Annotated in this window: 5 protein-coding genes; all 5 read left to right on the top strand. The window is 73.3% G+C overall.

Going from position 1 to position 3,566, the window contains the following annotated elements:
- Positions 1-399: FAD-dependent oxidoreductase (locus IH13_RS0121840; protein ID WP_031086977.1), on the top strand; the 399-nt coding region annotated here is incomplete at its 5' end.
- A gap of 8 nt (positions 400-407) precedes the next feature.
- Positions 408-1,100, top strand: coding sequence for an HAD family hydrolase (locus IH13_RS0121845; RefSeq protein WP_031086979.1), 693 nt, complete (start codon positions 408-410; stop codon positions 1,098-1,100).
- Entirely contained in the window at positions 1,100-2,155 is a 1,056-nt protein-coding gene (locus IH13_RS0121850) for an ABC transporter ATP-binding protein (protein WP_031086980.1), read from the top strand. The genes IH13_RS0121845 and IH13_RS0121850 overlap by 1 nt, the downstream gene beginning before the upstream one ends.
- Positions 2,148-3,026 (top strand): 2-aminoethylphosphonate ABC transporter permease subunit, encoded by an 879-nt coding sequence (locus IH13_RS0121855; RefSeq protein WP_051835892.1) that lies wholly within the window; start codon positions 2,148-2,150, stop codon positions 3,024-3,026. Before IH13_RS0121850 ends, IH13_RS0121855 begins: the two co-directional genes overlap by 8 nt.
- A partial coding sequence (locus IH13_RS0121860; RefSeq protein WP_199814806.1) for an ABC transporter permease occupies positions 3,013-3,566 on the top strand: 554 nt, incomplete at its 3' end. The genes IH13_RS0121855 and IH13_RS0121860, both read left to right, overlap by 14 nt.

A 3,566-nucleotide genomic window follows, 5' to 3' on the forward strand; every position in this document is an offset into this window, starting at 1 on the left:
TCCCCGGCCTACGGCTCGCCCGCCCTGGACGAGCTGAACGCCCGTCAGCCGCAGTCGGCCCCGGCCGCGGAGCACAGGATGCAGCTCCTGATGGTCCAGCGCGCGGACGGCGGACTGACCATCGGCGACACCCACGAGTACGAGCATCCCTTCGCCTTCGACACCGTCGAGGACCCCTACGAGCACCTCACCGGTGTCGTCGAGTCCCTCCTCGGCCGCCCGCTGCCACGGATCCGCCACCGGTGGGCCGGGGTGTACGCCCAGTGCACGGACACCCGCCGTGTCGTGCACCGGCAGCAGGTCCGCGACGGGGCCTGGCTCGTCACCGGACCCGGCGGGCGCGGCATGACCTGCTCGCCCGCGATAGCCGAGACCACCGCGAACGAACTGGGCTGGTGAGAACCCCTATGACCACGACAGACATCCGCCTCGTCGTCCTCGACATGGCCGGCACCACCGTCGCCGACGGCGGCCTCGTCGAGCGCGCCTTCGACTCCGCCGCCCGCGCTTGCGGCATCGAACCCGGCACGGACGACCACGCCGAGAAGCTCGCCTACGTCCGCGCCACCATGGGCGAGTCCAAGATCTCCGTGTTCCGGCACCTCTTCGGCGACGAGGACCGCGCCCAGCTCGCCAACGCCGCCTTCGAGAGGGCGTACGGCGAACTCGTCGACGGCGGCCTCGTCGCCCCGGTCCCCGGCGCCCGCGAGGCCGTCGAGGAGATGGCGGCCGACGGCCGCACCGTCGTCCTCACCACCGGCTTCGCCCGCGTCACCCAGGAAGCCGTCCTCGACGCGCTCGGCTGGCGGGACCTGGTGCCGCTCACCCTGTGCCCCGCCGATGCCGGCGGACGCGGGCGGCCCCACCCGGACATGGTGCTGACCGCGTTCCTGCGCACCGGTGCCGCCGGTGCCGTGGCCCAGGTCGCCGTCGTCGGCGACACCTCGTACGACGTGCTCAGCGGCGTCCGCGCCGGTGCCGGGCTGGTCGCCGGGGTGCGCACCGGGGCCCATGGGGACGACGCCTTCCGCGAGGCGGGCGCGACCCACGTCCTCGACTCCGTCGTCGGCCTGCCCGCCCTCCTGCGGGGAGCCGGCTGATGAGCGGCAGCGGTATTCGCTTCGACGGCGTCACCGTCGCCTACGACGGCACGGTCGTCCTCGACGCCCTCGACCTCGTCGTCGAACCCGGCGAGGTCATGGCGCTCCTCGGGCCGTCCGGATCCGGCAAGACCACCGCGCTGCGGGCGGCCGCCGGGTTCGTACGGCCCGCCTCGGGGCGGGTGTTCCTCGGCGACCGCGACGTCACCGCTCTGCCCCCGCACCGGCGTGGCATCGGCATGGTCGTCCAGCAGTACGCCCTGTTCCCGCACATGCGGGTGGAGGACAACGTCGCCTTCGGGCTGCGCGCCCGCAAGGTCCCCCGCGCCGAGGCACGGGAACGGGTCGCCGAGGCGTTGGAGATGACCGGCATGGGCGCCTACGCCCGCCGCCACCCCCGCGAGCTGTCCGGCGGCCAGCAGCAGCGCGTCGCCATCGCCCGGGCCCTCGCCATCCGCCCGGACGTCCTCCTCCTGGACGAGCCGCTGTCCGCCCTCGACGCGCAGCTGCGCTCCGGCATGCTCGCCGAACTGGCCCGGCTGCACCGGGAGCTGCCCGACGTGTCGATCCTGTACGTCACCCACGACCAGGGGGAGGCGCTGACCCTCGCCGACCGGATCGCCGTGATGGACCGGGCCCGCCTCAAGACCTGCGGCACCCCGCAGGAGCTGTACCGGGCGCCGGCCGACGCGTTCACGGCGTCCTTCGTCGGCAACGCCAACCTGCTGCCGGTGACGGTGGGGGCCCGGGGGGTGACCCTGGCCGGCGCCGAGATCGAGGTCGACACCGGGGGCGTCGCGCCGGGTGCGCCGGCGACCCTGTGCGTACGGCCCCACCTCGTCGGCCTCGGCGAAGGCCCCAACCGGCTCACCGGCACGGTGAGGGAGATCCAGTGGCGGGGCACCACGCACCGGCTGTACGTCGAGGTGGACGGTCACCGGGTCATGGCGGACCTGCGTGAGCTGAAGGACCCGCCGGTGCCCGGGGATCCCGTGGACCTGCATTTCGCCGCCGAGGACGCGGTGCTGCTGCCCGCAGGGGTGGATCATGGCTGAGGCCGTTCGGCGACCGCAGGCCGTCCGCGGCTGGTCGCGCGGGTCCCCACGCCCCCTCGGAGCGCTCGTGTGGGCCATTCCTCCAGTGGCCCTCCTCGCCCTCTTCTTCCTCTACCCGCTCGCCCTGGTCGTCCAGCAGTCCTTCCGGCCGGACACCGGCGGCACCTCCCTGAAGCCCTACGCCGACGTGTTCGCCTCGGCCGCCTTCCGCGAGGCGCTGTGGACCACCGTGTGGCTGGCGGTGGCCGCCACCGCCGGGTGCCTGGTGCTCGGCTTCCTGCTCGCGCTGGTCATCGCCTTCGTGCCGTTCCCGGGAGCGAAGGCGGTGGCACGCTTCATCGACGTCTTCCTGTCCTTCCCGTCCTTCCTGATCACGCTCGCCCTGCTCTTCGTCTACGGCACGGTCGGCATGGCCAACGGGGCGTGGACCGGCGTCACGGGAGCCGCCGAGGGGCCCTTCCAGTTCCTGACCACGCCGTGGGGCGTGCTGCTCGCGGAGATCACGTACTTCACTCCGTTCGTGATGCGCCCGCTGCTCGCCGCCTTCTCGCAGCTGGACACGGCCCGCCTGGAGACCGCGAGTTCGCTGGGCGCCCGTGCCCCCCGCATCGTCCGGCGGATCGTCCTGCCCGAGGCGCTGCCCGCCCTCGCGGCCGGCGGCAGCCTGGTCCTGGTCCTGTGCCTCAACGAGTTCGGCATCGTGCTCTTCACCGGCGCCAAGGGCGTCACGACCCTCCCCACCCTCGTCTACGGCAAGGCGATCCTGGAGTCCGACTACCCGGGCGCCTGCGTGGTCGCCGTCGTCAACGTCCTGATCTCCGTGGGCCTCTACGGCCTCTACCGGGTGGTGAGCCGCCGTGCTGGTGCATAGCCGCCGAGCGAGGTGGGCCGTGTGGGCGGTCTTCTTCGTCCTCTTCCTGCCCCTGTTCGCCCTCCCCCTCCTCGTGGTCCTCGGCGCCTCCTTCGCCACCAACTGGTCCGACGTCCTGCCCTCCGGCTTCACCACCGCCCACTACCGGGCGGCCACCCGCGGTGAGGCCCTCCAGGCGCTCACCACCAGCCTGGTCACCGCCGTCACCGCGAGCCTGGTCGCCCTTGCCGCCGGCACCTGGGCGGCACTCGCGTCGGCAGCGCTGAACAAGCGGTACCGCAAGGTGCTCGACGCCCTGTTCGTGCTGCCGGTCGCGGTGCCCTCGGTCGTCGTCGGCCTCGCCGTCCTGGTCGCCTTCTCCCAGCCGCCGATGCTGCTCAACGGCACCCGCTGGATCGTGATCGTCGCCCACTCCGTCCTGGTCACCGCCTTCGCCCACCAGTCGGTGTCGGCCGCGCTCACCCGCCTCGACCCGGCCTACGAACAGGCCGCCGCGTCCCTCGGCGCCTCCCCGGCGTACGTGCTGTGGCGGGTCAGGCT

The sequence above is a fragment of the Streptomyces sp. NRRL WC-3549 genome, assembly GCF_000721935.1.
GTDB lineage: Bacteria > Actinomycetota > Actinomycetes > Streptomycetales > Streptomycetaceae > Streptomyces.

Coding starts and splice junctions, on each gene's coding strand:
- IH13_RS0121850 (WP_031086980.1), top strand. CDS start 1,100: ATGAGCGGCAGCGGTATTCGCTTCGACGGCGTCACCGTCGCCTACGAC.
- IH13_RS0121855 (WP_051835892.1), top strand. CDS start 2,148: ATGGCTGAGGCCGTTCGGCGACCGCAGGCCGTCCGCGGCTGGTCGCGC.
- IH13_RS0121845 (WP_031086979.1), top strand. CDS start 408: ATGACCACGACAGACATCCGCCTCGTCGTCCTCGACATGGCCGGCACC.